The 26,270-nt window shown below is 72.2% G+C and carries 23 protein-coding genes and 1 pseudogene; 14 read left to right on the plus strand and 10 right to left on the minus strand.

Annotated elements, in window-relative coordinates:
- Positions 1-73: 73 nt before the first annotated feature.
- Entirely contained in the window at positions 74-988 is a 915-nt protein-coding gene (locus ACFQGL_RS31555) for a hypothetical protein (RefSeq protein WP_377516312.1), read from the minus strand.
- Between the two features lie 99 nt (positions 989-1,087).
- Entirely contained in the window at positions 1,088-3,697 is a 2,610-nt protein-coding gene (locus ACFQGL_RS31560) for a glycoside hydrolase family 9 protein (RefSeq protein WP_377516314.1), read from the minus strand.
- 263 nt (positions 3,698-3,960) lie between these two features.
- On the opposite strand from ACFQGL_RS31560, the gene ACFQGL_RS31565 reads away from it, so the two are divergent.
- The gene (locus ACFQGL_RS31565) at positions 3,961-4,686 is read left to right on the plus strand and encodes a PP2C family protein-serine/threonine phosphatase (protein WP_377516315.1); all 726 of its coding nucleotides are present in this window, start codon (positions 3,961-3,963) and stop codon (positions 4,684-4,686) included.
- 6 nt (positions 4,687-4,692) lie between these two features.
- On the opposite strand, the gene hrpB is transcribed toward ACFQGL_RS31565, so the two are convergent.
- On the minus strand, positions 4,693-7,263 hold the full coding sequence (hrpB, locus tag ACFQGL_RS31570; RefSeq protein ID WP_377516317.1) for an ATP-dependent helicase HrpB: 2,571 nt from the start codon (positions 7,261-7,263) through the stop codon (positions 4,693-4,695).
- Positions 7,264-7,330: 67 nt separating this feature from the next.
- On the opposite strand from hrpB, the pseudogene ACFQGL_RS31575 reads away from it, so the two are divergent.
- Positions 7,331-7,630: pseudogene (locus ACFQGL_RS31575) on the plus strand (GNAT family N-acetyltransferase); the annotation flags it as partial.
- 89 nt (positions 7,631-7,719) lie between these two features.
- On the opposite strand, the gene ACFQGL_RS31580 reads toward ACFQGL_RS31575, so the two are convergent.
- Complete coding sequence (locus tag ACFQGL_RS31580) at positions 7,720-8,544, minus strand: SigB/SigF/SigG family RNA polymerase sigma factor (protein WP_377516318.1); 825 nt, start codon at positions 8,542-8,544, stop codon at positions 7,720-7,722.
- A 380-nt stretch (positions 8,545-8,924) separates the two neighbouring features.
- On the opposite strand from ACFQGL_RS31580, the gene ACFQGL_RS31585 reads away from it, so the two are divergent.
- Positions 8,925-9,686, plus strand: coding sequence for an acetoacetate decarboxylase family protein (locus ACFQGL_RS31585; protein ID WP_377516319.1), 762 nt, complete (start codon positions 8,925-8,927; stop codon positions 9,684-9,686).
- Here ACFQGL_RS31585 and ACFQGL_RS31590 read toward each other — a convergent pair.
- Positions 9,635-11,224, minus strand: coding sequence for a phospholipase D family protein (locus ACFQGL_RS31590; RefSeq protein ID WP_377516320.1), 1,590 nt, complete (start codon positions 11,222-11,224; stop codon positions 9,635-9,637). The two genes, ACFQGL_RS31585 and ACFQGL_RS31590, sit on opposite strands and share 52 nt — an antisense overlap.
- Positions 11,225-11,354: 130 nt before the next feature.
- On the opposite strand from ACFQGL_RS31590, the gene ACFQGL_RS31595 reads away from it, so the two are divergent.
- Positions 11,355-11,483, plus strand: a complete 129-nt coding sequence (locus ACFQGL_RS31595; protein ID WP_255421212.1) for a hypothetical protein — start codon at positions 11,355-11,357, stop codon at positions 11,481-11,483.
- Between the two features lie 63 nt (positions 11,484-11,546).
- Here ACFQGL_RS31595 and ACFQGL_RS31600 read toward each other — a convergent pair whose 3' ends face one another.
- Positions 11,547-12,533: a pirin family protein gene (locus ACFQGL_RS31600; RefSeq protein ID WP_377516321.1), complete on the minus strand. Its 987-nt coding sequence runs from the start codon at positions 12,531-12,533 to the stop codon at positions 11,547-11,549.
- A gap of 9 nt (positions 12,534-12,542) precedes the next feature.
- Positions 12,543-13,025: a MarR family winged helix-turn-helix transcriptional regulator gene (locus tag ACFQGL_RS31605; RefSeq protein WP_377516323.1), complete on the minus strand. Its 483-nt coding sequence runs from the start codon at positions 13,023-13,025 to the stop codon at positions 12,543-12,545.
- Positions 13,026-13,181: 156 nt separating this feature from the next.
- Between ACFQGL_RS31605 and ACFQGL_RS31610 the strand changes: the two genes are divergently transcribed.
- Positions 13,182-13,712 carry a GNAT family N-acetyltransferase gene (locus ACFQGL_RS31610; RefSeq protein ID WP_377516324.1) on the plus strand — a complete coding sequence of 177 codons (531 nt, stop codon included), beginning with the start codon at positions 13,182-13,184 and terminating at the stop codon, positions 13,710-13,712.
- Between the two features lie 49 nt (positions 13,713-13,761).
- Here ACFQGL_RS31610 and ACFQGL_RS31615 read toward each other — a convergent pair whose 3' ends face one another.
- Positions 13,762-14,250: an FBP domain-containing protein gene (locus tag ACFQGL_RS31615; protein WP_377516325.1), complete on the minus strand. Its 489-nt coding sequence runs from the start codon at positions 14,248-14,250 to the stop codon at positions 13,762-13,764.
- Positions 14,251-14,313: 63 nt separating this feature from the next.
- On the opposite strand from ACFQGL_RS31615, the gene ACFQGL_RS31620 reads away from it, so the two are divergent.
- The gene (locus ACFQGL_RS31620) at positions 14,314-14,880 is read left to right on the plus strand and encodes a TetR/AcrR family transcriptional regulator (protein WP_377516326.1); all 567 of its coding nucleotides are present in this window, start codon (positions 14,314-14,316) and stop codon (positions 14,878-14,880) included.
- A gap of 25 nt (positions 14,881-14,905) precedes the next feature.
- On the opposite strand, the gene ACFQGL_RS31625 is transcribed toward ACFQGL_RS31620, so the two are convergent.
- Positions 14,906-15,904, minus strand: a complete 999-nt coding sequence (locus tag ACFQGL_RS31625; protein WP_377516327.1) for a hypothetical protein — start codon at positions 15,902-15,904, stop codon at positions 14,906-14,908.
- A gap of 28 nt (positions 15,905-15,932) precedes the next feature.
- Between ACFQGL_RS31625 and ACFQGL_RS31630 the strand changes: the two genes are divergently transcribed.
- Positions 15,933-16,403: a winged helix-turn-helix transcriptional regulator gene (locus ACFQGL_RS31630; protein ID WP_377516328.1), complete on the plus strand. Its 471-nt coding sequence runs from the start codon at positions 15,933-15,935 to the stop codon at positions 16,401-16,403.
- Between the two features lie 17 nt (positions 16,404-16,420).
- Entirely contained in the window at positions 16,421-17,008 is a 588-nt protein-coding gene (locus ACFQGL_RS31635; protein ID WP_377516329.1) for a DUF1684 domain-containing protein, read from the plus strand.
- A gap of 45 nt (positions 17,009-17,053) precedes the next feature.
- Here ACFQGL_RS31635 and ACFQGL_RS31640 read toward each other — a convergent pair whose 3' ends face one another.
- The gene (locus ACFQGL_RS31640; protein WP_377516330.1) at positions 17,054-17,644 is read right to left on the minus strand and encodes a YflT domain-containing protein; all 591 of its coding nucleotides are present in this window, start codon (positions 17,642-17,644) and stop codon (positions 17,054-17,056) included.
- Positions 17,645-17,763: 119 nt separating this feature from the next.
- Here ACFQGL_RS31640 and ACFQGL_RS31645 point away from each other — a divergent pair, with 119 nt between their 5' ends.
- From ACFQGL_RS31645 to ACFQGL_RS31670, 6 genes are all read left to right on the plus strand, one after another.
- A complete protein-coding gene (locus tag ACFQGL_RS31645) occupies positions 17,764-19,590 on the plus strand; it encodes a glycoside hydrolase family 15 protein (RefSeq protein WP_377516331.1) in 1,827 nt (608 codons plus the stop codon).
- 179 nt (positions 19,591-19,769) lie between these two features.
- Entirely contained in the window at positions 19,770-22,670 is a 2,901-nt protein-coding gene (locus ACFQGL_RS31650) for a ricin-type beta-trefoil lectin domain protein (RefSeq protein ID WP_377516332.1), read from the plus strand.
- 128 nt (positions 22,671-22,798) lie between these two features.
- A complete protein-coding gene (locus ACFQGL_RS31655) occupies positions 22,799-23,299 on the plus strand; it encodes a metallophosphoesterase family protein (protein WP_377516333.1) in 501 nt (166 codons plus the stop codon).
- 157 nt (positions 23,300-23,456) lie between these two features.
- Entirely contained in the window at positions 23,457-24,395 is a 939-nt protein-coding gene (locus tag ACFQGL_RS31660) for an NAD(P)/FAD-dependent oxidoreductase (RefSeq protein WP_377516336.1), read from the plus strand.
- 138 nt (positions 24,396-24,533) lie between these two features.
- A complete protein-coding gene (locus ACFQGL_RS31665; protein ID WP_377516334.1) occupies positions 24,534-25,214 on the plus strand; it encodes an NAD(P)-dependent oxidoreductase in 681 nt (226 codons plus the stop codon).
- A 4-nt stretch (positions 25,215-25,218) separates the two neighbouring features.
- Positions 25,219-26,151 (plus strand): sigma-70 family RNA polymerase sigma factor, encoded by a 933-nt coding sequence (locus ACFQGL_RS31670; protein ID WP_377516335.1) that lies wholly within the window; start codon positions 25,219-25,221, stop codon positions 26,149-26,151.
- Positions 26,152-26,270: the final 119 nt, after the last annotated feature.

A 26,270-nucleotide genomic window follows, 5' to 3' on the forward strand; every position in this document is an offset into this window, starting at 1 on the left:
AACCAACTACCGGAGACCTCTTCAATTAGCGACCACCGCCACGCCCCAACATCAACGCCCTACGAAACACGGCCTAGCGGTCTGCGCAGTCGACGAGGCGTTCGGTAGCGAGGCAGGAGACGAGGCAGCGCTCCTTGGCGTCGCCACTCAGCCGGGCGGTCCAGTCGGTGAGGCCACCGTCGCCGAGTTCCATGTTGCCGCCCAGGGCGGTGATCCGTAGGGCGCAATCGGTGTAGTAGCCGCGACCGCGTACCCGATCCGGCTCGTCCACCAGTGGCACCGCGCCCCCGTCGAGTGCCGGTCGGACGGTGTCGGCCAGTCGTTCCCGGACGACCCGGTCGTCGAAGACCGTGACGTGCAGTTGGGGCGAGGCTGCGGCGGCCAGTTCGGTGAGGACGGTCCGCCAGTAGGTGAGGTGCCGGATCAGCAGCCGGGCCTGTGTGACACCCGCGCCAGCGTCCCGGGCGCTGGACACCAGGGCGAAGAGCCGGAAGTGCGCGGACACGCCGGCACCGAAGTCCTGTGCGCGCAGCACCCGGTGAGCGGCGGCGAGGTGCACCTCCGCACTTTGACGGCGACGTAGTGCCGCCTCGATCGCGAGGGCGTTGGTGGGGTCGCTCAGCACCTCGCTGGCGCGCATCGTGGTGACGATCCTGTTCGGACTGACCGGCGCGACCGCCGAGCAGGCGCCGAGCGGAACGACCGGCGACAGCTCCACTCCCGACACGTCGGCGGGTAGGAGCTGCCACATCCGTGCCTCCACCTGCGCGAGCGCGCGTGGGTCGGCACGGGCCGGTTGGACGAAGCGGTCCTCGCGGCGGCGGCGCAGCACGTCGGACGGGCGCACGACGGCGGCGCGGTCGCGGGCCACGGTCAGCAGCAGGGTACGCAGGTCCGCGCCGGGCAGACCGCCCAGCGCGGCCCGCGTACCCGTCGGCAGCGCCGCCCACACCCGACGTTCCGCGCCGGTCAGTTCGTCGCCGTCCATGGTCCTCAGCATGGCCGGCACGGCGCGCCGGGTCCACCGGTTTCGGCGCGACGTCGTCCAGGCTGCGGCTGGCGGCTGCGGCCTTCCGGGCGGGGTCGGTCAGGACAACGTGCAGGGAGCGCCGTTGAGCGTGACCAGGGTCGGGTTGGGGTTCGGGCCTCCGGCGGTGGTGGCGTTGAAGCCGAAGGTGGCGGTGGCACCCGGGTTGATTTTCGCGTTGTACTGCTCGTTGCGGGCGGTCACCGTTGCGCCGGTCTGGGTGACCTTCGCCAGCCAGGCCTCGCGTACCCGTTGGTCGCCGGTGAACGCGAAGCGCACGGTCCAGCCGTTGACGGCGGTGGCACCGGTGTTCCGGACGGTCACCTGCGCGGTGAACCCGGTCCCGCCGTGCCAGGCACCGTAGTTGGTGTAGGTGGCCGTACAGGTGGTGGCCGGTACCGCGCCCGCGTCGCCCTGGTCAGCCAGGAACGAGGCGATCCAGGCCAGCGCCGAGTTCCAGTTGATCGCCACCTCGTTGGTCGCGTACGAGTTGATGTCGTCGACGTAGCAGAACATCGGTGCGCAGCCGGCGAGTAGCTGCGCCGCGAACGGATCCTGGAGGGCGGCGTTCGCCCCACCGGCCAGGGAACCGGCGGGCGGGTGCGGCAGGCTCGCGTCGAGTTGGTTGGCGAAGATGCGGCTGTGCTGGTTCTGCGCCGCGTGCTCACCCCACCCGGTGACGTACGAGATGTTCAGCGCGTTGCGACCGAACAGGTAGTCCGTCGCCTGCACCGCGCCGTCCCGGTAGACCGCGTCGCGGGTCAGGTCGAACGCGGTGGCCAGCACGACCGCGTTGTTGATGAGGTTGCTGTTGCCGCCCCAGACGTAGCTGCCCGGGTCCCCGGGCAGCGGCAGCCCGTACGCCTGGCGGCGCAGCTCGGTGAGGTACGCGTCGGCGGCGGTGGTGACCGAGGCGCGGACCCGGGTCAGCTCGGCGGCGGGCAGTCCGTTCGGCACGGTGGCCAGGTCGAGCCGGCCGAGCGCGGCGGTGCTCTGCCAGCCGAAGCCCTGTGCGCCGAACACGTCCCCGGTGTGGTGCGGCGAGGCGGTCAGGTCGGTCAGGTAGGTCTGCGCCCCGGTGCTCAGGTACAGCTCGACCGCCGCCCAGTAGAACTCGTCGGTGACGACTCCGTCGTCGTACGCGCCGCCGCCGGTGCCGTCGCTCGGGCTGGCGTACACCGTCGGGTGGGCCTTGGCGGCGGCGTAGGCCGTCGTCGCCGCGGTGGCGCAGCGGGCCGCGAACGTCGCGTCGTAGGGGGCGTAGAGCCGCGCGCACTGGGCGGCGGTGGCGGCCAGGTTGAGCGTGGCGGCGGTGGACGGCGGGTGCAGCTCGCGCGGCTGCGGGTCGTCCTGCGGGGCGAGCGGCAGGCCGGTCCAGTTCCGGTCGTGGATCTTGTGGTGCGCCATGCCGGCGAGGGACTGGCCGGCCGGCACCTGCATGCGCAGCAGGAACTCCAACTCCCAGCGTGCCTCGTCGAGGATGTCCGGTACGCCGTTGGCGCGCTCGGGCACCCGAAGCGTCCCGTCGGCCAGGCCAACACCGCCGGCCGCGGTGGCCGCCGTCCTGGTCCGCTCGAAGGCGTTCAGCAGTTGGTAGGTGGCGATGCCGCCGTTGACCACGTACTTGCCGTGGTCGCCGGCGTCGTACCAGCCTCCGCGTACGTCCAGGGTGTAGTCGCAGACCCCCGGCTGGCAGGGCACGGCGGTGTCTCCCTGGTTGGGTGCCACGCCGAGGTGGCCGGCGGGCCGCGCGTACTCGTCGCCGATCAGGTCACCGTCGATGGCGATGCCGCTGCGTTGGGCGTAGAAGAACTGGAGCGAGTCGGCGCGCAGCCGGTCGTAGAGCGTGCCGGAGATGTCGAACGGGTGGCTGGTCGCGCCGTCCACGGTCAGCGTCAACCCGGTGCCCGGCATGCGGTAGCCGGAGAAGTCGACCGTCTGCACGTTCTGCCCGGAGGCGGTGTCCACGCCGCGTGCGGTGGTGGTGCCGGTGGCCAGGACCGTGCCGGTGCCCGAGCGCAGGTGCCAGGGCAGCGGCTCGGTGGCCGTGGTGACCACGGTGGCGTTCTTGGGGCCTCCGGGCAGGTAGCCGACCTGGTTGACCCGCACTCGGGGCCCGGTGTCCGGCTCGTACGGCGCGGGTGGCTCGCCACCGCGCAATGAGACGTCGTCCAGGCAGACGGTCTGTGCCGCTGCGGCGCCACCGACCTGGAAGATCAGTTGGGCGCCCGGATTGTCGTCCGGGACGGTGAAGGTCTGCTCGACCCGCTGCGGGGTGCCGGTGGCGGCGGCGTCCACGGCGGCGTACGTGGTGTACGGGGCGCTGCCGAGTTGCAACACGGCCTTGATCGCGGTGCCCGGGGTGGCCGACACCGCGAAGCCCAGGGTGTATTCGGCGCCGGCGAGCAGCGGTACGCCGTCCTGCCCGATGCCGGCGTCCCACGGGTTGGCCAACCCGCCGGGGACGGTGGTGCAGAGCTGGCCGTCGGTCACCGCGAGCGCGCCGGTGCCGTAGGAGAACCAGGGGGCCACGCCGGCGCTGAAGTCGCCGTTGTCGATCTGCTCGGGGGCGTCCGGTGGCGGGTCGGCGTACGCCGCGCCGGCGCCCGCGGCGGCGAGGGTCAGGGTGGTCGCCGCGGCCAGCAGGAGGCGGCGTCGGGATGGCGTCACGGGGGAGTCCTTCCGGGACGGGATGTGGGACGGTGGTGGTGGCGAGATCTTGGGAGCGCTCCCAGATATCGGCTCGATGTTTCCAGCGACGGGAGGCCATGTCAATCGATCCGACTGAATGGCTTGTGGTGTCCGACGAGCGCGGTCGGCCCGCGATGGGTGCCGCGAGGCGTCGGGGCCCACACGTGAGATTGGCCGCGCCACACGCCGTCGTCCTGATCTCCTAGAGACAACTGCGCCCTTCGCCTGGCAGGCTGCCTCCCATGACCCTGAAGCTGCGTTCCGTGGGGACGAGCGACCGTGGGCTGATCCGCAGCGGAAACCAGGACGCCCTGCACGCCGGGACCTGGCTCGTCGCCGTCGCCGACGGCATGGGCGGGATGGCCGCCGGCGACCTGGCCAGCGCGCTCACCATCGACGCGGTCGCGCCACTGGACCTGGAGACCCCGGAGGACGCCCTGGTCGCCGCGCTCCAGGGCGGCATCGCCCTGGCCACCGCACGGATCCGGCAGGCGGTCACCGAGGACCCGGAGCGCCAGGGCATGGGCACCACACTGACCGCCCTGCTCTTCGCCCGTACCGGAAGCTGCCTGGCCCTGGCGCACATCGGCGACTCCCGGGCCTACCTGTACCGCGAGGGTGTGCTCAAACAGATCACCCGGGACGACACCTTCGTGCAGATGTTGGTGGACCAGGGCGTGATCACCGCCGACCAGGCCAGCAGCCACCCGCGCCGGGCGGTGGTGACCCAGGCGTTGCAGGGCGACGACGTCTCCCCGGCGTACTCGACGATGGTGCCCCGGGCCGGCGACCGGTGGCTGCTGTGCAGCGACGGCCTCTCCAACGTGGTCCGTCCGGACACCCTCGCCGAGGTGCTGGCCGGCCATCCGGACCGGGCCGAGTGCGCCCGCAAGCTGATCGACCTGGCACTGCACGCCGGCGGGCCGGACAACATCACCGTGGCGGTGGCCGACGTCGTCCAGGAATGACCCGCCTCAGCGTCGACGTGGCGTGGCGTGCCGGGTGGGCGTCGCCGTGGCCGGGTCCTCCGGCCAGGGGTGCCGGGGATATCGACCGCGCAGCTCGGCACGGACCTGGAGATAGCCGGTCCGCCAGAACGACGCCAGATCGGCGGTGACCGCCACCGGCCGCCCGGCGGGGGAGAGCAGGTGCAGCAGCACCGGCACCCGACCACCGCCGATGCGCGGAGCCGCCGGCCAGCCGAACGTCTCCTGGAGCTTCACCGCCAGCACCGGCGCGGCCGGGTCGGCGTAGTCCACCCGGATCTTCGAGCCACTGGGCACGGCGATCCGTTCCGGGGCCAGTTCGTCCAGTCGGGCGGCCTGCGCCCACGGCAGGAGCCGGCGCAGCGCGGCGGTCACGTCCACCCGGGCCAGGTCCGCGCGCCGCCGGGCGGCGGCCAGCTCCGGGCCCAGCCAGGTCGGTACGGCCGCGAGCAGCGCCTCGTCGCCGACGTCCGGCCACTCGTCGCCGAGGTGGTGCCGACAGAACGCCAACCGCTCGCGCAGCGCCTGAGCGGCCGGCGTCCAGGTCAGCAGCCCCAACCCCTCCTGGCGCAGGCCGGTCTGCAGCGCCGCCGCCACCTCCGCGGTGGCCGGGCGGTCCAGCCGACGCGCCAGCAGCTCGATCGCCCCCAGCCGGGTCACCTCCCGGGCCGCCACGTCCCCGTCGGACCAGCCGACCTCCCGGCGGGTGGACAGCAGCGGGCCCGCCGCCTCCCGCGCCGTCGCCTCGTCAAGCGGTGTGGCCCGGCGGATCCGCGCCGAGGGCGCGCCCGGGCTGCGGTCCGCGACGGCCACCGCCAGCCACTCGGACCCGGTCAGCCCGGACCCGGCCGCCAGCTCCGCGGCGGTCCCGCCGGTCATCAGGTACGACGATCCGCCCGGCCGCCGGACCCGGGCCAGCCGTTCGGGGTACGCGAGCCCGACCAGCAGTCCGGCGGCCAGATCGTCGCTGAGCCCAGCGGAGCCGGCCGACCCGCCGCCCCGCAAAGCGCGTGCGCCGGCCGGTTCGGTGTCGAGGTGACCCTGCGGTGGTGAGCCGGCGGGCAGTGCGGCGCGCAGCCGGCGTACCTCGGTGCGCCAACGGGCGGTCGCGCCGGGGTCGACGCCGGTGCGCAGTCGACGCCAGCCGGCGACCAGGTCGTCGCCCGGACCGGCCGCGCTCTCCTCGGCGAGCAGGGCCACCACCTCGGCCGCCCGGTCGGCGCCGACCCGACCAGCGCCGTCGAGCAATGCCCGGGCCAGCCGCGGGTGCGCCCCGGCGGCGGCGATCGCCCGCCCCCGGCCGGTGATCCGGCCGTCCGGGTCGACCGCGCCCAGGGTGGTCAGCGTGTCCCGGGCCACCGCCATCGCCGCGGGCGGCGGCGGGTCGGGCAGCGCGAGCCCGGTGCCGTCCGGCTGTCCCCAGGCGGCCAGTTCCAGCGCGAAGCCGGTCAGGTCGGCGGTGGCGATCTCCGGCTCTCCGCGGGCGGGCAGTCGCTCGTGTGTCGCGGCGGACCAGCAGCGGTAGACGGACCCGGGTGCTTCCCGACCGGCCCGGCCGGCCCGTTGGGTGGCGGCGGCCCGGGAGACCGGCACCGTGATCAGCGCGCCGAGCCCGCGGGCCAGGTCGATCCGGGGCACCCGGGACAGCCCGGCGTCCACCACGACCCGTACGCCCGGCACGGTCAGGCTGGTCTCGGCCAGGGCGGTGGACAGCACCACGCGCCGCCGATCCGCCGGACGCAGCGCCGCGTCCTGCTCGGTGCCGCGCTGCCGGCCGTGCAGCGGCAGCAGCGCGACGGTGTCCCGCAGGTCGGCCAGTCGGCCCGTGACCGCCGCGATCTCCCCGGCCCCGGGCAGGAAGACCAGCACGTCGCCGTCGCGCTCGCGCAGCGCCCGCCGGACGGTGGCCGCCACGTGGTCGAGCAGAGCCCGGTCCACCGGCCCGGCACCGGGTGGGGCGATCGGCCGCGGTGGCGGCGTCCAGATCCGCTGCACCGGGTGCAGCGCCGATTCGGCCCGTACGACCGGGGCCGGGGTGGCCCCGCCGAGCAGCGCGGCGAACCGGTCGGTGTCCGGGGTGGCGGACATCGCCAGCAGCCACAGATCGGGCCGGAGGGTGGCCCGCGCCTCCACCGAGAAGGCCAGCGCGAGGTCCGCGTCGAGTTGTCGCTCGTGGCACTCGTCGAGCAGCACCGCACCCGTGCCGGGCAGCTCCGGGTCGTGGTGCAGCCGTCGGACCAGCAGGCCGGTGGTGACGACCTCCACCCGGGTGGCCGGGCCGACGCGGCGCTCACCGCGTACCGCGTAGCCGACGCGGTCGCCGACCCGCTCACCGAGCAGGTCGGCCATCCGCCGGGCTGCGGCACGCGCGGCCACCCGGCGGGGTTGCGCGATCACCACCCGGCCGGTCACCCGGTCGGCCACGGCCAGCGGCGCGAGCGTGGTCTTGCCGGTGCCGGGCGGGGCCACCAGGACCCCGGCGCCGGCCGCGTCGAGCGCCGCGATCAGCGCCGGCAGCACCGGGCGCACCGGCAGGTCCAGGTGTACGTCGGAGAGCACGGCCCAGTCTCGCACCGGCCCGGCCGGTCCAGCCGGCGCGGCTCAGTCCTGGCGGAACTCGCCGCCCTGGTGGAACCGGTTCCAGCATCTCGACGAGTTGTTCGCGGCCAACCACCCGCACACCGACCACCACCACCTGGCCTTTTTGGCGACCCGGCCGGACCGGCAGGGGCAGGGGTTGGGCACGGCGCTGCTCGAGCACCACCACGCCTGGCTGGACGAGGCCGGGATGCCGGGCTACCTGGAGGCGAGCAGCCCGCGCAGTCGGGACCTGTACGCGCGGAACGGCTACCGGACCGGCGAGCCGTTCCGGGTGCCCGACGGCACGCCGTTCTGGCCGATGTGGCGGGAGCCGGCAGGTCACTGACGATTGGACGTACTGTCACGCTCGCGTGACAGTACGCACACATAGTTGAGGGCCGGGTCCTGTGGACCCGGCCCTCAACCGCGAATCGTCTAGTACGTGCCGTCGAGCTGGCCGCGCAACTTGGTCAGCGCGCGGGCGAGCAGCCGGGAGACGTGCATCTGGGAGACACCGATCTGGTCGGCGATCTGCGACTGGGTGAGGTTGCCGTAGAACCGCAGCGTGAGAATCTTCTGCTCGCGCTCGTCGAGGGTGGCCAGTGCTGGGCCGAGGGAGGCGCGCAGTTCGGCGAGTTCGAATTCGGCGTCTTCGCCGCCGAGCATGTCGCCGAGTTCGGTGGCGCGTTCGCCGTCGCCGGTGGGGGTGGACAGGGAGACCGCGTTGTAGGCGCGGGCGCCTTCCAGGCCTTCCAGGACCTCTTCCTCGGTGACCTTGAGGTGGGCGGCGATGTCGGCGACGGTCGGGGAGCGCCCGAGGGTCTGCAGCAGGGAGCTGTTGGCGTCGGAGATGGCCAGGCGCAGCTCCTGCAGCCGGCGGGGGACCCGGATGTCCCAGGTGCGGTCGCGGAAGTGCCGCTTGAGCTCCCCGATGATGGTCGGGATGGCGTAGCCGGCGAAGTCGACGCCGCGCGTCGGGTCGAACTTGTCGATGGCCTTGATCAGCCCGATGGCGGCGGTCTGGGCGAGGTCGTCGCTCGGCTCGCCCCGGCCGCTGTAGCGATGGGCCAGGTGGTTGGCCAGCGGCAGCCAGGCCTCGATCGCCCGGTCCCGCAGCGCCGGGCGCGACGGGTGGCTGGCGGGCAGTGCCGCCATGGCGTTGAGCAGGTCGGCGGCGCTGTCGGTGAGCGCCCGCGGGTCGAGCTTCGCGGCGCTCCTGGGCTTGGTGCTCACCTGCTCGGTGATCGTTGGCGCGGTCATGGGTGGTCCTCCCTGCACCTCGTCCGCGGACAAAAAAAGACGTGACGCTTTGGTTTAGCTTCGTATGGGCCGTTCGGGACTCACCTTAGCCTGATCGTCTCCCCAGAATCTAGCCGAAAGGCTGATGTACTTAAGGCGTGTCGAATGACAAAAGCCGCATAGCGGGCGGCAGATCGGCAATTTGTGAGGACCCTTACCCGCTTTTCGGGCCAGGCCTCAGCCACCCGGTCATGTCATCCGCTCCGGCTGGTCGGTGCCCGGGGCTGGACGAGCGGTCAACATGAAATCCGACATCGGGGCAGTACTGTCCGGTTTCCGTCGTTGTCCCGCCGGTGGGACCCGCCGTAGCGTCGCGTGTACACATCCGGTTCGGAGGCACCGTGCTCGATCCAGCCGCTCCCCAGCTCGTCGTGAACAGTCGCACGCTCTACTTCAGCTGGCTCCCGGCGGATCCGGACGCGGTCGCCGCCCTGATTCCGGCCGGGCTGCGCCCGCGTCCCGACCGTCAGGTGTTCCTCAACCAGTACGTCGTCGACGACGAGACGCAGACCTCCGGCTTCGGCGCCTACTCGCTGACCTACCTGGGCGTCTCGCTGGTCGGCGAGGACGCGCCCGGCGGGCTCAACCCCGGTGGCTGGTGGACCCACTACGTCGCGTCCAGCGGGAGGGTCCGGGAGTACGCCGTCGCCCGAGGCGCCCCGGTGCTCGCCGGCCGGACCAGGATCGAGGTTCGGGGCGAGGACCTGCTCTCCGAGACGGAGGTCGACGGGACGCCGCTGATCCGGGCCACCTGTCGAGTGGGGGAGACCGGCCACGTGATCAGTAGCGGGCACCACCGCTACTTCACCCGCCGCGGCGGGGAGCTGGTCAGCTCGGTCTACCCGTTCGTGGCGGAGCCGGTCGCGCCGTTCGAGATCGAGTCGGTCGAGTTTCTGCAGCCCCGACACCCGATCTACGCGCTACGGCCGGCCAACCCGTTGACCATCGGCTTCGGTTACTACTCGCCCCGCTCCTCGTTCGCCTACCCCGGTGGGCTCAGCGTGCACCAGGGGTCGGGCCAGGACGACACGCGGGAGCCGCCCTGGTCGGCTCACCAGGTGCCGGACAACCTGGCCCGCAGCGGCCTGCCGTCCGGGTCGTAGACCAGCCGGTAGACCGGCAACGCCCAACTGCGGGTGTACCACGGCAGCCGCTCGGGGCGGTGCGGGCGCAGCCGGCCGGGCGGACGTTCGCCCACCTGGCCGCCGTCGTACCACTCCTGGAGCGCGTCGGCGGCGGCCGTGACGGCCGCGACGGCGTCCGCCGGGTCGAGCAGGTCGGCGTCGTCCGCACCGTGCGGGTCGCGGTCCAGGTGTTCACGCCAGAGCCGCAGCCGCAGCTCCCGGGCGAAGGTCCGCGCCCCGTCGCCCTGCCCGGCGGGGTCGGTGGGCTCGCGCGGGTCGCGGCTGTCGTCCAGCACCGCGCAGGACAGCTCGCTGTCGTGTGTCCAGGAGCGGCGGTTGAAGTTGTCGCTGCCCACGCTGGCCCAGACGTCGTCGACCACGCAGACCTTCGCGTGTACGTAGACCGGGTTGCCGGCGTGGTTCTCCACGTCGAACACGTGCACCCGGTCCGGTGCCGCGCGCTCGCACAGCGACAACGCCTGCTCGCGGCCGACCATGTTCGGCGGCAGGGCGAGCCGGCCGTCCACGTCCGGATGCCGGGGCACCACGGCGATCAGGTGCAGCTCCGGGTTGTCCCGCAGCGCGTCGGCGAACAGCTCCGCCACCTCGGTCGACCAGAGGTACTGGTCCTCCAGGTAGATGAGCCGGCGCGCGCGGCGTACCGCCTTGGTGTAGCCCCGCGCCACGGTGCGCTCGCCGTCCGGTGCGAAGGAGTAACGCGGCCGGACGGCCGGGTAGGTGCGCAGCACCTGGATCTGGTGCGGACCGCAGGACGGTGGGTCCGCCGGCTGCTCGGGCAGCGGGTCCGGGCGCAGGTCCGCGCCGCGCAGCCGGTCCCGCAGGTACGCCATCGGGTTCTCCGAGTCCAGTGGCATCGGGTCGGTCCAGCGCTCCCGGAACAGGGTGTCCAGCGCGCCGACCACCGGGCCGCGCACCGCGAGCTGCACGTCGTGCCAGGGCGGGGTGGGGCCGTACCGGGGGGACATCTGCACCGGCTGCGGGTCGCCGTGGTGCATGGCGTCGTCCCGCCGGCTGTGGCACAGGTCGATCCCGCCGGCGAACGCGATGTCGCGCTCCGGGGCACTCGGGTGCCGCAGCACCACCAGCTTCTGGTGGTGTGAGCCGCCGCGTCGTACCCGCTGGTCGAGCAGCACCTCGCCGCCGGCCGCGGAGATCGTCTCGCTGAGATCGCGGTTCTCCGCCTCGCTGTACGCCAGCACGTCGAGGTGCGAGCGCCAGATCAGCCCCTTGACCACCACTCCGCGTTGGGCGGCCTGGGCGAACAGTTGGGCCACGGTCGGGCCGTCCGGGCGCATCCGCTGGTCCGGGTCACCCCGCCAGTCGGTGAAGAACAGGTGGTCACCGGCGCGCAGTGCCTCGACCTCGTCGACCAGCCGGTCGAAGTACGCCGCACCGTGAATCAACGGCTCGGCGAGGTTTCCGACGGTCCAGACGGGTAACCCAGAGACCGGGTTGGCCCGTTCCTGTGCGGTGAGGAACCAGTCCTGCAGCGGCAACGTCTCCAGCCCCCCGAGGTCGACAACGTCCTCACGGTAGGACCCGGACGGCGGGTCCGCACGCCAGGCCGGCAGACCCGTGACCTGGTCGACGCCATCTGAACGACGCGACAGCCGAGGAGATCACACTATGCCCCGCGAGACGACGAACCCCGTGACCGAGTACCGCGAGCCGGCGGTGGAGAGCGAACGGGGGGCGCTGGTAGCGGTGTTGGTGATGGTGATTCTGGGTGTTGCGGGGATTTTTGCGGTCTCCTGAGGCGGCGCCGGCGCTCCCGCGGTGCACGGGGGCGCCGGCGCCGAACTCAGTGACCGACCTCGGTCAGGGCCGGGTGCCCTGGCCACCGGTGTGCGGCAGCCGCTCGGTGGGGATCACGCCGAGCCGGCCGGCCTGAAAGTCCTCGAACGCCTGGAGCAACTCGTCGCGGGTGTTCATGACGAACGGGCCGTACTGCGCCACCGGCTCCCGGATCGGCTGGCCACCCATGATGTAGAGGTCCAGCGCCGGGGTGTTGCTGTCCTGCCGGGTGTCGGCGCGCAAGCGCAGCGCGTCGCCCGCACCGTGCACCGCGAGCTGGCCGGTACGCACCGGTCGCTGCTCGGTGCCGACCGTGCCGCGCCCACCGAGCACGTACACCAGGGCGTTGAACTCCGGCTGCCAGGGCAGGTCGACCTGCGCCCCCGGCTGCACCGTGACGTGCGTGATGGTGATCGGGGTGAAGGTGGAGCCCGGGCCGCGGTGCCCGGCCACCTCGCCGGCGATGACCCGGATCAGCGCCCCACCGTCGGGTGTGGTGAGCAGCGCCGACTCCTTGCCCCGGATGTCCTGGTAGCGGGGCGGGTTCATCTTGGCCGCGCGGGGCAGGTTGACCCAGAGCTGTGTGCCGTGGAAGAGCCCACCGCTCATCACCAGGTGCTCCGGCGGGGCCTCGATGTGCAGCAGGCCGCTGCCCGCCGTCATCCACTGGGTGTCGCCGTCGGTGATGGTGCCGCCGCCACCCTGCGAATCCTGGTGGTCGAAGACGCCGTCGATGATGTACGTGACGGTCTCGAAGCCGCGGTGCGGGTGCCACGGCGTGCCCTTCGGCTCGCCCGGCGCGTAGTCCACCTCGCCCATCTGGTCGAGGTGGATGAACGGGTCCAGGTCGGTCGTCGACACTCCGGCGAACGCCCGGCGGACCGGAAAGCCCTCGCCCTCGAAGCCGCTGGGCGCGGTGGTCACCGTGCGCACCGGTCGGATCCTGGTGGACTCGTCGAGCTGCGGTAGGCGGGGAAGGACGAGGACGTTGTCGACGGTGATCGCGGGCATCGAAGGCTCCTAGTTCGTGGCGTGTGTGGTGGAGGTGGCCCGGGACGCCCGCAGGCGGGCACCGAGCCGGTCGAAGACCCGGGTGAGGCAGGCGACCTCGGCGTCGTCGAGGTCGTCCATCAGATGGGTACGCACCGACGCCAGGTGGTGGGGTGCGGCTTCGGTCAGGGCGAGCAGGCCGGCGGCGGTGAGCACAGCCTCGCTGCCCCGTCGGTCGTCCGGGCAGGACTCCCGACTGACCAGGCCGCGGCGTTGCATCGAGGAGATCTGGTACGTGAGTCGGCTGGGCGAGAAGACCAGGCGGCCGGCCAGCTCGCCCATCCGCAGCCGCTGCCCCGGCACCTCGGAGAGCAGGACCAGCACGTGGTAGTCGGCGAAGCTGAGGTCGCTGTCGGCGCGCAGATCCTCTTCCAACTGGGTGTAGAGCCGCTGGCTGGCCTCGATGTAGGCACGCCAGGCGGCCGATCGGGCGCTGTCCAGGTTCTCGGTCACGCCATCAAGGTAGCACTCTTTCAAAATTCAAATAGTGCGTCAGCGCGTCGTCTGGGTCACATCGAGCCGGTCGGCGCGAGGCGATGGTGCAGCTTTGAAAGAACCCGGCGGTTAACGGGCGGCGGAGCCGGGTGCGATGTGCCAGACTCCGGCGTCGTGGAACACGTCGAACTCTCCGCCGCCGACCTGTTGCTGCGCCCGTGGCGGGAGGCGGACGCCCCGGCGGTGCGCGACGCCCTGCGCGACCCGGACATCGCCCAGTGGAACCCGCAGGGCGGCCACATCGACGACGACTCCGCCCTGCTGTGGGTGCGCCGCCGCGCCGACTGGTCCGCCGGTGACCACGTCTCGATGGCGGTCACCGCAGCGGCCGGCGGTCAGCTTCTGGGCTCGGTGTCGCTGCACCACATCCACCACGGCGACGCGTCCATCGGTTACTGGACGGTGCCGACCGCCCGCAAGCGCGGGGTGGCGGTACGCGCGGTCGTCCGGCTCACCGAATGGGCGTTCGCCGACCTCCGGCTGCACCGGGTGGAGCTGTGTCACGCGGTGGCCAACTCGGCCTCCTGCCGGGTCGCCGACCGGGCCGGCTACGCCGCCGAGGGAACGCTGCGCGAGTCGTACCAGTACGGCGACGGCCGCCGCCACGACGAGCACCTGCACGCCCGCCTGGCCAGCGACCGCTGACCGGGCGCTGGGCTGGCGTTCGGCGCTGGTCCGCGCGCCCGGGCCTCGGTCACTCGACCACCTTGCGAAGAAAGGCGGTGAGGGTCGTCGTCGTACGGTCGATCTTCTCGGCCAGGGTGAGGGTCTCGTGGATGCGCGACCCGGCGGTCTTCTTGCCTCGCAGGTAGAGCGAGCAGGCCAGGTCGGTGCAGATGCACGCGCCCACCGAGTTGCCCAGCCGCCCGTCCGGGCCGGCCTTGCGGGCGGTCATCAGTGAGACGCCGTCCCCGGTGTGGGTGGTCAGGCACAGCGAGCACATGCTGCGCCGGACGCGCCCGGCCTGCTGCGGCGCGACCCGTAGCGCCACCCCGACGAGCCCGGCCCCGGACTCGGCGACCAGGTAGGCCCGCTGCGCGGCGGCGGGGTCCCGCCATCCGAGGAAGTCGAGGTCGTCCCAGGGGCGCCCGGCAAGATCGTTCGGTACGGCCAGCCGTTTCGCCTCGCCCTTGGTGCAGTTGACGAAGGACGCGCGGATGGCGGGCTCGGAAATGGCAAGCATAGGTAGTAGCCTAGCCCTCCTAGGCAAACGACTAATTGAGCTAGTTTTCTGGGAGTGTGGTGCGTGGCACGTGCAGGGGTGACCGCCGAGCGCCTGACCCTGGCCGCGGCCGAGCTGGCCGACGAGGTGGGCGTGGAGAACGTGACTGTCGCGGCACTCGCGCGCCGCTTCGGCGTCAAGGACGCGAGCCTGTACTTCCACATCAAGAACGCCCACGACCTGCGGATCAGGGTGGCCCTGCTGGCGCTGGCGGAGCTGGCCGACCGGGTCGCCGCGGCGCTGGCCGGTCGCGCGGGCCGGGACGCGCTGGTGGCCTTCGCCAACGCGTACCGCGACTACGCCAGAGAGCACCCGGGCCGGTACGCCGCCATGCAGGTGGACCTCGACCCGGAGACGGCCGCCGCGAGCGCGGGCGTTCGGCACGCGGAGATGACCCGGGCGATCCTGCGCGGCTACCGGTTGTCCGAACCCGACCAGACCGACGCGGTACGGATGATGCACAGCACGTTCCACGGGTTCGTGAGCCTGGAACGGACCGGCGGGTTCCGGCACACCCCGCGTACGGCGGACGCCTCGTGGACCCGGACCCTGGACGCCCTCGACGCCGTCCTGACCAACTGGCCGCGATGACGGCGGTACGGGCTGACTCGAACGGTCATCGTGCCGCCTTTCGAGGAAGCCGTGCGGTCCGCTGCCGGAGCAGGACGAACCCGAGGCCGGCCAGGAACCAGGTGGCGAGGACGGCGAGGGGCACCAGCGTGTGGGAGCCGTTGAAGTAACCGAAGTTGTTGACCGCCCGCACGGCCGCACCGGGCGGCAGCTTCGCCGAGATCGCCTGCGCCCAGCCCGGCAGCAGGTCGACTCCGATCGTCGCTCCGCTGGTCGCGTTTCCGATCGTGGTCAGGGTGAGCACGGCGAGGCCGATGCCGGCCGGACCGAGCCACGCCCCGAGCGCCTTGGTGGTGAAGGCGCTGGCCGCGGACAACAGGATGAGCGACAGCGCGAGCAGCGGGAACGGGGCCGTCAACGAGCCGTAGATCGGGCCCGCGACGGTCGCGGCGATCAGGCCGATCGCGACGGCGAACCCGCCCATCGCGTAGAGGCGGTGGCGCAGGCGTACCTTCGCGGTGGCCGCGGTGAGCCCCTGCGCGAGGACGAACGACGAGAGGGTCACGCCGAACACCACGTAGAAGGCGGACAGTCCACGACTGTCGTAGCTCGCCAGCGGCACGATGTCGTTCTCCTGGACGGTCGCTCCGGCCTTGCTGGCGAGGCCGGCGACGAGCTGACGTGCGGCGCCGCTCTCGCTGAACCCGCCGGCGCCGGCGTAGTCGAGCTTCAGCGTGCTGGGGGAGGTCGCGTCGAGTACCGCGATGGCGTCGCCACCGCGAACCAGGGCCCCGCCCTCCTCGGCGCTCGCGACCTGTGTGACCGCGACCGCGTCGCCGAGCCCGGCATGGGCGGCGGTCGCCAGTTGCTCGCCGACCACCGCGATCGGCAGGTGGCTCGGCTGGGGACTGCGCTGCAGCCCGACATAGACGGCGATGAAGGCCGTGCCAATGATCAGCCCGGTGAGCACGAGCGATACCCAGGCCCGGCGTTCCGTGACGATCAGGGTTTCCGCGTCGGTTCCGGAGTCGGGTGATGACGTCATGTCTGGTCCCTCGGGTAGTGTGGTTTGAATGTCCAACCAGACGAACCGTAGCGCCGACGGTTTGAAAATCAAACCAGAGCGGGACACCCTCGCTGTGGCGCTCGACGCAGTCAACGACCGGTGGTCACTGCACATCGTTCGAGCGCTCGCGTTCGGCGCCTCCCGGTACACCGAGATCCTGCGGGCGGTCGGCGCGCCTCGGGACGTCCTCGCGGCCCGGCTGCGCAAGCTCGCCGAATCCGGCATCCTGCAGCCTCGGTCGACCGAGAACGGGGGGACGGCGGGGTACGAACTCACCCAGAAGGGCAAGGACCTCGGGCACGTCATCCTCGTGCTCAAGCGCTGGGGAGACACCTACGCCGACGCCGACGTGCCCAAGGTCGACTTCATCCACGACGTCTGCGGCGAGGTCTTCGTCGCCGTGGTCCGCTGCCAGGCGTGCGGTCTGCCCGTCCGGACCGGGGAGTTGTCCCTGGCCGACGCGCAGCACGGATGCTGACGCCTAGGCTCGGGAGCGTGGAAGATCTTCAGTTGGCCGACTGGCGCGAGCGGGTGGCCCGGCTGTACCTGTCCGACGTCGACCTCGCCGGCTTCCGCGCCGGCCGCGACGAGCTCTTTGCCGACCACCCGCAGAGCCCGATCCCGCCGGCCGAGCGGGCCGCCTTCCCCGGGGTGCGCTACTTCCCGCCCGACCCGGCCGCCGTGGTCGAGGCGCCGCTGCGGCCGGCCAGCGGTGAGCTGCGGGTGGACACCGGAGGCCCGGACGGGGTGGTGGCGTACCGGCGGGTGGCCATTGCCGACACGACGTGGGGGTCACTGACCCTGTGGTGGATCGAGGCGTACGGGGGCGGGCTGTTCGTGCCGCTGCGCGACGGCACCTGCGGGCGGGAGACGTACGGCGGTGGCCGGTATCTCACGGACACGGTGAAGGGCACCTTCGGCCGGGGCGTCGAGCTGCTGCCCGGCGACCGGGTCCGACTGGACCCCAATTATCTCTACAACCCGAGCTGCGCCTACGACGAGCGCTGGGCCTGCCCGCTGGCACCACCGGAGAACCGGGTCGACGTGCCGCTGCGGGCCGGCGAGCTGGCGTACCACGCCTGAACGGCCGCCCCGGCAGTACGCCGGGGCGGCCGATCTGCCGGTGGCTCAGCTCGCGTTCGCGGTTGAGCCGGGTAGGTGTGCCCGGCCCATCAGCTGCCGGGCCTGGTCGGCGAGCTGTGCGTCGACGGTCACCGCGTACTGGCCGGCACGCAGTGAGCTGGCCGAGGTGAAGTCGCGCTGCCCGCCGGTCATCGCGTGCGCGACGGCGCCGAACACGGCACCCCAGATCGCGCCGACGACCAGCCCGACCAGGATCACCGCCAGCCAGTTGCCGACCGTGAAGATGCCGAACAGCAGCCCGATGAAGAGCCCGAACCAGGCGCCGGTGCCGGCACCCAGCACAGCGGCCCGGCCGGTGGTCATCCGGCCGAGCACCGTCTCCACCAGTGTGAGGTTGGTACCGACGATGGCGGTGTGCTCCACCGGGAAACGATTGTCGGCCAGATAGTCGACCACTCGTTGGGCGGACGGATAGTCCGGGTACGAACCGATCGTCACGGTGGGCGGGCCGGACTCCGGTCCGTGCCCGTCACCGCTCGGTGCCGACGGATGGCCGGCCGGCCCGGACGGGAGCAGATCGCCGCCCTGCGTACCGGGCCGCCAGGCGGCGGTCGGACTCGAAGAAGCTGACGTCATGAGCATCCTCCCTCGTCAGCTGCCGGCGTTCCCGGCTGTGCCCGCCGGTAACGTGGGCACCCACCCCGGATGCCGCCCGCCGACAGGTATGCGCCCGGACGGCCCGGGTAGGTAGCCAGGTGCAGAGCGGACAGATCAGCGACCACGGTTTCCTGGCCGACGGCCGCAGTGCGGCGCTGGTGGACCGCTTCGGCTCGGTCAACTGGTGGTGCCCGGGTCGGTTCGACGCCCCCTCGGTGTTCGGGCGGCTACTCGATGAGGGCGCCGGGCACTGGTCGATCCAGCCGGAGGGCGAGTTCACCATCGAGCGCTGCTATCTCGACGACACCCTCGTGCTGCGGACCGTCTTTCGCACCGGGCGCGGGGAGGTGGCCCTCACCGACGCGCTCGCGTTCGAGCCCGGCGCGCGTGGCCACGACATCGGGATGCGTTCGCCGCAGGTGCTGGTCCGCTCGGTGCGAAGCCTCTCCGGCGAGGTTCCGATGCGGGTGAACTACCGGCCCCGCTTCGAGTACGGGCGGGTCACCGCGTACCTGCTCGAACGGGACGGCGTGCTGGAGGCCACCGCGGGGGCCGCCCGGCTCGCCCTGCGCGGCAGCGTGCGGCTGCATCCCGACGACGGCGAGGCCACCGCGACGTTCACCGCCCGCGCCGGCTCGGTGCACAACTTCTCCCTCGGGTACGCCCCGACCTACGACGCTCCGCCGCCGGAGGTGCCGGACGCCGACCGGACCATCGACGACACGGTCGCCGGGTGGCGGTCCTGGACGCAGCAGCACGAGTACCAGGGGTGCTACGCCGAGCAGGTGCGGCGCAGCGCGTTGGTGGTGCAGGGCATGACGTACCGGCCCAGCGGCGCGGTGGTGGCCTCGGCGACCACCTCGCTGCCGGAGAAGCTCGGCGGAGCCCGCAACTACGACTACCGCTACGTGTGGGTACGCGACTTCACCCTCACCCTGCGGGCGCTGTGGCGGTCGGCGTGCTTCGACGAGGTGCAGCGGCAGTTCGCCTGGCTGGGCCGGGCGATGGGCCGGATCAGCGACGGACCGGTGCCGATCATGTACGGGGTGCAGGGCGAGCGCGACCTCACCGAGCACCGCCTGGACCAACTCGCCGGGTACCGCGACAGTCAGCCGGTGCTGATCGGCAACGACGCGTGGCGGCAGCGGCAGACCGACATCTTCGGCGAGGCCATGGATGCCGCCTGGCTGATGCGGGACAAGTTGGAGCCGATGGACCCGGAGGTGTACCACCTGCTGCGGGTGCTCGCCGACCAGGCAATGGTGGACTGGAAGCTGCCGGACGCGGGGATGTGGGAGGAGCGGGGAGTCCAACACCACCACGTGTCCTCGAAGGTGCAGTGCTGGGTCGCGCTGGACCGTGCGGTCCGCTTCGGCGAACAGCTCGGCGGGCCGCAGGACGTCGCCCGCTGGGCGGCCGCCCGGGACGAGGTGCGGGCGACGGTGCTGGAGCGCGGCTGGAGCGATCGGCTCCAGGCGTACACCGGAAGTTTGGACGGCGACGACCTGGACGCATCGGTGCTGGTGATGCCGCTGGTGGGGTTTCTGCGGGCGGACGACCCGCGGATGGTCGCGACGGTCCGCGCGGTCGAGCAGCGGCTGTCCCACGACGGCCTGTTGCGGCGGTGGGACGGTGACCCGGCGGGCTTCGTCATCTGCTCGTTCTGGCTGGTGGGTTGCCTGGCGCTGGGCGGCCAGCGGGAGCGGGCGCACGAGTTGTTCCGCCAACTTGCCGGCCGGGTCAACGACCTCGGCCTGTTCGCCGAACAGATCGACCCCCTGACCGGGGAACAGTTGGGCAACTTCCCCCAGGCCTTCTCGCACATCGGTCTGATCAACGCCGCCGGTCAGCTCACCGACGTCCAGGACCCGACCGAGCGCGATCGCGGCATGCCGCCGCCGCACTTCACCCCGACGCGGTCCTGATCCCCGTCGCCGGTCTGGCCTGCGCAGCCCCACCTTTCGCATCAATAGCGACAACTTTCGATTCAGCGAACCGAAGTTCTGTCGCTCTGCAGTGAAAGACGTTAATGTCCGGGACACACTGCGGTGCTCCTCCAGTCGGCGGGAGCGGCACCGAGATCGCCCGGACACCTGGAGGTCTCGTGTCACGCCCACCACGCCGACGGCTCGTCGTCGCCACCACCCTGCTCACCGTCCTGGCCGCCGTCGGCTTCGCGCCGTCGGCCACCGCCCGCCCCAATGCCGAGCGTCCCGTCGCCGCCGTCCCGGCACGGGCCGCCGCTCTCGCGCCACCCGCCACCAACGGCTTCGAGAAGATCGCCCTCGACGGCGGACTCTCCATGGGGGAGCCGATCGAGCTGGCCGTCGCCCCCGACGGCAAGGTCTTCTACATCAACCGGGGCACCACCAACGGTGGTGGTCAGGTCCGCCTCTACAACCCGGCGACGAGGTCCACCACGGTCGCGCTCACCGTGGCCCTGGACGCCCGGTTCGAGGACGGCCTGATCGGCATCACCCTGCATCCCAGCTTCGCCAGCAACCGCTGGGTGTACCTGTTCTACTCGCCCAAGGTCACTCCGCTGGTCAACCGGATCAGCCGGTTCACCTTCAACCCGTCCACCCTGCTGCTCGACCCGAGCAGCGAGGACGTGCTCATCGAGTGGCCCACCGAGCGCGACCTGTGCTGTCACTCGGCTGGGTCGATGAGCTGGGACACCGCCGGCAACCTGTACTTCGCCGTCGGGGACAACACCAACTCCGGCGGCGACTCGGCGGGGATGGCCCCGATCGACGAACGGACCACCCGCAACCCGCAGTACGACGCCCAGCGCACCTCCGGCAACACCAACGACCTGCGCGGGAAGATCAACCGGATCCATCCGGAGAACGACGGCAGCTACACCGTCCCGTCCGGCAACCTCTTCGCCAACGGCACCGCGCAGACCCGCCCCGAGATCTACGTGATGGGCGTACGCAACCCGTACCGGATCTGGGTGGACCGCAAGGCCGGCAACACCCTCTACTGGGGAGAGGTCGGCCCGGACGCGGGTGCGGACCTCGCCAACCGCGGCCCGGCGGCGTACGACGAGTTCAACCGCGCCACCGGCCCCGGCAACTACGGCTGGCCGTACTGTGGCGGCCCCAACGTCGCCTACAACGACTGGGACTTCGCGACCGCGGCGCCGCGCGGCTGGTTCCCGTGCGGTACGGCCACCGGCCCGGTCAACAACTCGCCCCGCAATACCGGCCTTACGCAGCTCCCGCCGACGAAGCCGGCGCTGGTCTGGGAGCAGCACGGCGGCAGCGACGACTGGCCGGCGCTGGACAACCCGGGTGGCTGCGGCTCGCCCAACCACGTCGAGGTCTACCACTACGACCCGAACCTCGTCTCGGACGTGAAGTGGCCGGCCTACTACGACAACAAGTGGCTGATCTCCGAGTACTGCCGTAACTGGATCAAGGAGGTCCAGTTCGACAACGGCAACCCCGCCACCGGTGCGCCGACGGTCATCGAGCCGGTACTCGCCGGCATGAACCTCGTCCACCCGATCGACTGGCAGTTCGGCCCGGACGGCTCGCTCTATCTGTTGGAATACGGCAGCGGCTACTTCTCCGGCGCCGTCGACGCCGGCCTCTACAAAATCAACTACGTCCAGGGCGGCCGGTCGCCGGTCGCCAAGGCCAGCGTGAACAGGGACAACGGCCTCGCCCCACTCGCGGTGACGTTCTCCAGCGCCGGCAGCTCCGACCCGGACGGCGACCCGCTGACGTACGCCTGGGACTTCACCAACAACGGCAGCACCGACTCGACCGCGGCGAACCCGTCCTTCAGCTACCCCACCAACGGCAGCTACCAGGCCCGGCTGACGGTCAACGACGGCACCGGTCGTACGGCGACCACGCTGGTACCGATCGTGGTCGGCAACAACCGGCCCACCGTCACCCTCGGCGGGCTGCCCGCCGGCGGGCTGTTCGACTGGGAGCAGAACCTCGCGGTGACCGCCTCGGCCAGCGACCCGCAGGACGGCACCCCGGCCTGTTCGGCGGTGGTCGTCCGGGCCGCGCTCGGGCATCAGGAGCACGCCCACGAGGAAGGTGAGGGGACTGGCTGCGGCGCCACCTTCAACACCGGTCCGGTGCACGCCGGTCCCGACTCGGTGCTGTTCTTCGTGATCCGGGGCAGCTACACCGACCGGGGCGCGGCCGGCTCGGCGGCGCTGACCGGGGAGAAGGAGATCAGCCTCTACCCGAAGCAGTGGCAGGCGGAGCACTTCGTACAGCTCAACGGGCCCAAGGTCATCGACCAGTCGGCGGCCGAGGGCGCCAAGCGGCTGGGCGACATCCAGAACGGTGAGAACGTCCGGCACCACGCGGTGAGCCTCAAGGGGATCACCGGGGTCAAGGCCCGGGTCTCCTCGGGCGGCCCCGGCGGCACCGTCTCCTTCCGGTACGACTCACCGACCGGCACCGAGGTCGCCCGGATCGCGGTGCCGAACACCGGTGGTTGGGACAACTACACCGAGTTGACCGCCACGGTGACCAAGCCGGACGACGGCACCCACGACCTGTACCTGGTCTTCACCGGCGGCAGTGGCGCGTTGCTGGACGTGGACAGCTACACCTTCACCGGGCCGGGCGTCGGCACCGGCGGGGCGCGTACCGGCGAGATCAAGGCCCTCGGCAAGTGCGCGGACATCAACGCCAGCCAGACCACCAACGGCACCAAGGTACAGATCTGGACCTGCAACGGCACCGGCGCGCAGCGCTGGACCCTGCCGGCCGACGGCACCGTGCGAGGGCTCGGCAAGTGCCTGGACGTGAAGGCCAGCGGCACCACCGACGGCACGCTCGTCCAGCTCTACGACTGCAACGGCACCGGGGCCCAGCAGTGGGCCGCCCAGCCCGACGGCAGCCTGCGCAACCCGCAGGCCGGGCGCTGCCTGGACATACCGAACTCCGATGTCACCGACGGTCGGCAACTGCAGATCTGGACCTGCAACGGCTCCGGGGCGCAGCGCTGGACCCTGCCGACCGGCACCTGATCGACTCCGGTGTCCCGGCCCGGGGCGACACGACGGTGTGTCGTCCCCGGTCCGGGAAACCGGAGCGGATTCCGGCCGTCCACCCGCGTCCCCGGGTGGGCGGCCGTGGCTCGGGGGACAATGCCGGGATGCGGCTGGTGCTCACGGCGGACACCCACCTCCCGAAGCGTGCCCGGGAGTTGCCGGCGCCGCTCTGGACGGCGATCGAGGCCGCCGACGTGGTGCTGCACGCCGGCGACTGGGTGGACGAGGCGCTGCTCGACGAGATGACCGCGCGATCGCGCCGGCTCATCGGGGTGTACGGCAACAACGACGGGCCGGCGCTGCGCGCCCGGCTTCCGGAGGTGGCCCGCGCCGATCTCGACGGCCTGCGGATCGCCGTGGTGCACGAGACCGGGCCCCGGACCGCTCGCGAGCAGCGGTGCGCGGCCCGCTTCCCCGACGTCGATCTGCTCGTCTTCGGGCACTCGCACATCCCTTGGGACACCGAGGCGCCCGGTGGCCTGCGCCTGCTCAATCCCGGCTCGCCCACAGACCGCCGCGCTCAACCCCACGCCACCTACCAGACGGCGGAGATCCAGGCCGGTCGCCTGACCTCGGTCGAGCTGCACCGGCTACCCCGCCGTTGAACTGTGGCTCACTGGCCTCGGCCGGTCTCCGCCTGGAGCTGCGGTCCGTCATCGTCATCATCCTCTCTTCGAACAGGTGTGCCAGTACCCCGGAAGTTGCCAGTTCATGCCCGCCCAGGGCACCTACGATCACCGGATGAGCGTGGACCGGTCGGGCGTGGTGGTGGTCGGGGCGGGCATCGCCGGGGTGGCCTGTGCGGTGGAGTTGGTCCGGGCCGGGGTTCCGGTGCGGGTTCGCGAGCGGGGGCACGTCGCCGGCGGCCGGATGGCCAGCAAGCGCTTCGACGGGCGCCCGGCGGACATCGGCGCCGCGTACTTCACCGCCAGCGACCCGGACTTCGCCGCCGTGGTCGGGCAGTGGCGCGCCGCCGGCCTGGTCCGCGAATGGACCGACACCTTCCAGTCGTACGACCGGGACGGCTGCCACGACGTGCCCGGACCGATGCGTTTCGCCGCGCCGCGCGGACTGCGCTCGCTGGTCGAACACCTCGCCGACGAGGTGCCGGTGACCGTCGACCGGCTGGTGCTCAACGTGCAGCCCGGCCCGTCCGTGGACGGCCAGCCGTGCGCGGCGGTCGCCCTGGCAATGCCCGGCCCGCAGGCCGCACTCCTGCTCGACCCGGCCCTGGCCGCCGCCACGCGGGTCGTGCAGGCGCAGAGCTGGTCGCCGTCGATGGCGGCGGTGCTGCGCTTCCCGACCCGGCGCTGGGCGGAGTTCCGAGGGGCGTTCGTCAACGACCACCCGGTGCTCAACCTGGTCTGCGACGACGGCGATCGGCGCGGCGACGCCGCACCGGTGCTGGTCGCGCACACCGTGCCGGAGTTCGCCGCCGGCCACCTGGCCCAGCCCACCGGGGCCGCCCCGGCGATCGAGCAGGCCGTCCGGGACCTGCTGGGGCTGCCCGAGCCGCCCACCGACGTGCACGTGCACCGCTGGACGTACGCGAAGCCGACCACCGGCGCCGGCGGCGACACTTGTCACCTGGACGCGGACGGGATCGGCCTGGCCGGTGACGCGTTCGGCAAGCCCCGGGTGCAGAGTGCCTGGCGCTCGGGTCGGGACCTCGGCCGCGCCCTGGCGGCCCGGCTCGGCTGACCGCCGCTCCCGGCACAGCAGGTCTGGCCGCCTCGGTACGGCGACACCGCTGACACCGCCGTGGCCTGCGGTTTGTCACAAACGAACCGCGCCGATCGACGTTGCTGTCGAAGGTCACCTCGGGAGGGAGCACCACAGATGCGTATCGTCGTTCTCGGCGCGAACGGGGGCACGGGTCGTCGCCTGGTACGGCAGGCGTTGGACGCCGGCCATGACGTACGGGCGGTGACCCGGCAGCCGGGGTCGTTCCCGGTCCGGGGTCCCGGGCTGGAGGTGGTGGCGGCCGATGTCACGGTGGATGTCCCGGTGGGCGGTGCCGACGTGGTGCTGTCGACCCTCGGAGTGCCGTTCACCCGGCGACCGGTGCTGCTCTACAGCCGCTCCACCGCGAACGTCCTGGCCGCGATGCGTCGTGCGGGCGTACGGCGGCTCGTCGTGGTCAGTTCCAGCGCGACCGAGCCGCATCACCACGCCGAGGGCGGTTTCCTGCTCAACCGCGTCATTCAGCCGTTGGTGACCGCCACGATCGGCAAGTCCACCTACGACGACATGCGCGTCATGGAGAAGTTGGTGCGCGACAGCAGCCTCGACTGGACGATCGTGCGTCCGTCGGGGCTCTTCGACAGCGACAGCGTCACTCCCTACCGGCTCTCCGAGAACCGCTCCGACGGGATCTTCACCAGCCGTGCGGACCTGGCGGCCTGTCTGCTGGCCCAGGCGACCGACACCACCTGGGTCGGCCGGACCGTGGCGGTCACCACCGCGCAGGGCACTCCGACGCTGTTGGCGATGCTGCGGCGGGAAGCGTTCGGGAAGTAGCGAGATGGACGACCAGCAGTGGTTCGCCGAGCAGTTGGCGCAGCACCGCCCACGTCTGCGGGCCGTCGCCTACCGGCTGTTGGGGTCGCCGACCGAGGTCGACGACGCGTTGCAGGAGGCGTGGCTGCGCGCCCGGCGGGCCGATCCGGCCGCGATCACCAATCCCGCGGCGTGGCTGACCACGCTGGTCGGCCGGGTGTGTATCGACATGCTGCGGGCCCGGCAGGCGCGTCGCGAGCAGTTGAGTGCGACCTGGGAGCCGCTGGTCAGCGAGTACGGCGATCCGGAGGAGGCCAGCCTGCACACCGACGCGGTCGGCATCGCGCTACTCGTGGTGCTGGACAGCCTCGAGCCTGCCGAACGGCTCGCGGTGGTGCTGCACGACATGTTCGGTATGCCGTTCGAGCAGGTGGCCGCCGTGGTGGGTCGTACGCCGGCGGCCACCCGGCAGTTGGCCAGCCGCGCCCGGCGGCGACTGCGCGAGCAGGCCCCGCAGCCCCGAGCCGGCCTGGCCGCCCAGCGACGTGTCGTCGACGCGTTCCTGGCTGCCGCCCGCGCCGGTGACTTCGACGCCCTGCTGGCCCTGCTGGACCCCGACGTGGTGTTCCGTGCCGACCACGGGAGCCGTGCGCGGCTCGCACCCGCCCTGCTCACCGGCGCGGGCGCGGTGGCCGCCCGCGCCGCCGACGCCGGGCCACGGTTCGCGCGCCTCTGCGCCCCCGCGTTGGTCAACGGGGTCGCCGGCGTCGTCGCCCGGGACCGGCGCGGCCGGCTCGTCGCCGTCGTCGGCTTCACCGTCCACGGCGACCGTATCGCCGCGATCGACATGATCCTCGACCCGGACAAGCTCGACCCGGGACGCGCGGCGTGGTCACCGACCGGAGCCGTCCTGGCACCCACCGAGGACGGTCGATCCGGCGAACCGTCTCCCGGCTGAGGCCGACGATGAACGTCGCGACTCCGAAGTCGGTCTGGTCAGGCTAGGGCCTGTGTCGAAGTCGGTCACAGCCACTCGTTGATCGCGGCGATGTGCACGGTGGCTTCGTAGCGGACGGC

It is taken from the genome of Micromonospora vulcania, assembly GCF_042658605.1.
Lineage (GTDB): Bacteria > Actinomycetota > Actinomycetes > Mycobacteriales > Micromonosporaceae > Micromonospora > Micromonospora vulcania.